Origin of the sequence: Synechococcus sp. R6-7, from assembly GCF_047461695.1 — a bacterium.
GTDB lineage: Bacteria > Cyanobacteriota > Cyanobacteriia > Thermostichales > Thermostichaceae > Thermostichus.
In genome coordinates, this window is record NZ_JANSHS010000503.1 from 1 (window position 1) to 2,721 (window position 2,721).

Sequence of the window (2,721 nt, forward strand, 5' to 3'; positions counted from 1 at the left end):
CTTAGCGGTCGGAGCCGGGTAGTTTACGTTGAAGATTCTCCCCAAATGGCTGCACCGGTTGTTGACTTGTCAAGATATAGTGGTAAAAATCTGCTTATACACAATATGTAGCGTTAAGCCGATGTCCATCTCCTCTGGCTCTTCTTTTGCAGACCGCTTGCGATGGGTGATTGGCGATGAAGCCGTCTATGCGTTTGGGCGACGGGCCGGAATTAGCGATACGGCCTTGCGCAGCTACCTGAAGGGATCCGTGCCCAGCATTGACAAGGCCGTGAAAATTGCCCAAGTGGGCCAGGTCAACCTCAATTGGCTGATTACAGGGGAGGGATCCCCGCAGGTGGATCCCGACTCGAAAGCAGAGTATGTGTATGTGCCTTTTGTCGATGTGGCCGCCTCTGCCGGAGCGGGGGCGTTGGTGCGGGAAGAATCGATCGAATCGGTGATTGCTTTTGAGCGAAACTGGCTGCGGACGCACTTGAAGGGAAACCCTGCCGATCTAAGTCTGATTCGGGTGCAGGGGGATAGCATGTCTCCCACGTTGGAGGATGGCGACTGGATCTTTGTGGAGCGGCAAGAGGGCGGGGATCTAAGCTGTGAAGGCATTTACGTCTTTCAGATGGATGGGGATCTGTTGGTCAAACGACTGCAGCGCCTGCCCGGATCCCAGGTGAAGGTGATCAGCGACAATCCCCGCTTTCCCCCTTTTGTGGCGGATTTGGCGGATCCCATCAACGGCCTAACCCTCATAGGGCGTTATCGAGGTCGCATCAGTTTTGATTAGCCTCCCACAGCAGATGGCGGGAAGTGGCAGTTGGACCGACCGAGAATCCCCTTGGCGAGATCGGGTCGCCGGTTAGGATGGGTCTTGAGGGTTGAGTTGAGAGGAGTTCCTGCTCCTTGCCTGCGCCCATCCAGCCGGAGGTTTGCCTGCAATGGCTCGTTCGTCCCAGCTCCTAACAGTCGCTCTCCATTCCCTAAGCGGGATCCTCTTGGTCAGCAGCGGGATCTGGGTTGGGATGGTGCTTCCCCAGCAGGCTCAGCCTCAGCCCCAGCCGGAGACCAACATCTCTCCCACTCAACCCGTTTCTCCCACACCACCGATCCTGCCCACCTTGGCCCCGCCCCAGGCCAATCCTCCGGTGGCCAGCCCAACAGCAGATGCAGATCCAGAGGAAAATCATGAGAGCCCCACGGATCTGGAGGCAGAGATTCGGGAAATCCGCCAGCAAGTGATCCAGCTCTTGATCAGAATTGAGGAATTGGAGTCGCGGCTGCAACGGCTGCGTTCTCAAACAGCCCCTGAGCCTGTCAGGGAATCTTCCACTGCTGCCGAGATCGTCCCAGGAGAAGAAAGCACCCCAGCCCCGACCAAAACGCCGACCTCTTTTCAGGTGGGAACCCAAACCATCAGCCTGCCGGGCGATTTGCTGTTCGATTTTGACAAAGCCGAGATTCGACCTGAAGCAGCGGCGCTGTTGGCCCAGGTGGCAAAATCCTTGGAGGCCATGCCCGGCGCTCGCGTTCAAGTCAACGGCCACACCGATAACATCGGGCCCTTAAACTACAACTTGGCCCTTTCTCTGCGCCGCGCCAATGCGGTTAAGGACTATTTGACGAAGCTGCTGCCGGAAGGCCATCCCATCAGTTGGACAACCTCTGGCTTTGGTCCCACCTTGCCCGTTGCCGATAACGACACAGAAGCCGGACGGCAGCGGAACCGCCGCGTGGATTTGGTCATCGCTCCCTAGCTGCACCCCCCAAAGTGGGGGATGACACGTCCCAGCAGGGCTCTGGTCTAGAATCTGGTAGGGTCAATCCGGCCAGGATTGATGGGTGCAGGTTAAATCCTTATCGTTGGGGTTCGGTTTTGAACGCGGCAGGGATCCCTCTGGACAAGAGGCAAACGTTTGCGCTGAGGGTTGACACAACCCTGGACGCGCTTGACCAGGTTTTGACCTGGTTTGAGTCTTTCCGAAATGCGGGCATCCCGGATCCCATTTGGGCGGAATGTCAGTTGGCTTTGGTAGAGGGGTTTACCAACGCCGTTCGCCACGCCCACCGCGCTCTGCCGGAAAGTACGCCCATCGACATTGAGCTGCTGCTGATGCCGCAAGGGCTGGAGTTGCGCATCTGGGATCAGGGGCAGGAGTTTGATCTGGAGGAATTTGCTCGGAACTTGTCGGATCCCACATCGCCCAACGCCAATCTTGAGTCCGAGGGGGGACGGGGTATTTTGCTGATGAAAGCTCTCTCTACTCACCTCAGCTACAGCCGCCAAGCGGATGGTCGCAACTGCCTGTTGATCGGCAAGCGCTTCGACGATCCTGGATCTCGCCCGCGTCTGTCGGTGCCGGGCTTAGGCGAGCAGACCACCGCTTAACTTGCGAATGGCCGAGCTGGCCACATCGCTGTAGCGCAGTTCACCGGCCAAGATCTGGCCCATGCGCCGAGTGGCTCCCGGTCGTTTGACGCCCACCCTGTAGCCCACGCCCGGAAAGCGATAGAACAACGCCGCAATCCGCTTAGCCCAGCGCATTTCTGAGCCCCATTCCTGCTGCACGCGGGCAGAGTAGTTCGCCAGAGCTTCTGTATCCCCGCCTAGAGCTTGATCGATGGCCTGGGCCGCCAACATGCCGGTGAGAAGGGAAGGGCGGATCCCTTCAGCGGTAAACGGATCGATGACGCAGGCGGCATCTCCCACCAAGAGGGCATTTTGGGTGT

4 protein-coding genes are annotated in these 2,721 nt (G+C 58.3%); 3 read left to right on the forward strand and 1 reads right to left on the reverse strand.

Annotated features, from left to right (window positions below; all coding sequences use genetic code 11):
- Window positions 1-121: 121 nt before the first annotated feature.
- The 3 genes from NW815_RS13435 to NW815_RS13445 all read left to right on the forward strand — a co-directional run bounded on the left by NW815_RS13435 (window position 122) and on the right by NW815_RS13445 (window position 2,380).
- Entirely contained in the window at window positions 122-781 is a 660-nt protein-coding gene (locus tag NW815_RS13435) for an XRE family transcriptional regulator (RefSeq protein ID WP_414389447.1), read from the forward strand.
- A gap of 151 nt (window positions 782-932) precedes the next feature.
- A complete protein-coding gene (locus tag NW815_RS13440) occupies window positions 933-1,748 on the forward strand; it encodes an OmpA family protein (protein WP_414389445.1) in 816 nt (271 codons plus the stop codon).
- Between the two features lie 119 nt (window positions 1,749-1,867).
- Window positions 1,868-2,380 (forward strand): ATP-binding protein, encoded by a 513-nt coding sequence (locus NW815_RS13445; protein ID WP_414342007.1) that lies wholly within the window; start codon window positions 1,868-1,870, stop codon window positions 2,378-2,380.
- On the opposite strand, the gene NW815_RS13450 is transcribed toward NW815_RS13445, so the two are convergent.
- The coding region (locus tag NW815_RS13450) for an NAD(P)/FAD-dependent oxidoreductase (RefSeq protein ID WP_414416119.1) at window positions 2,357-2,721 on the reverse strand (365 nt) is incomplete at its 5' end. The two genes, NW815_RS13445 and NW815_RS13450, sit on opposite strands and share 24 nt — an antisense overlap.

Excerpts from the sequence above, each read along its gene's own strand:
- NW815_RS13435 (WP_414389447.1), top strand. The coding sequence starts at position 122 with ATGTCCATCTCCTCTGGCTCTTCTTTTGCAGACCGCTTGCGATGGGTG.
- NW815_RS13440 (WP_414389445.1), top strand. The coding sequence starts at position 933 with ATGGCTCGTTCGTCCCAGCTCCTAACAGTCGCTCTCCATTCCCTAAGC.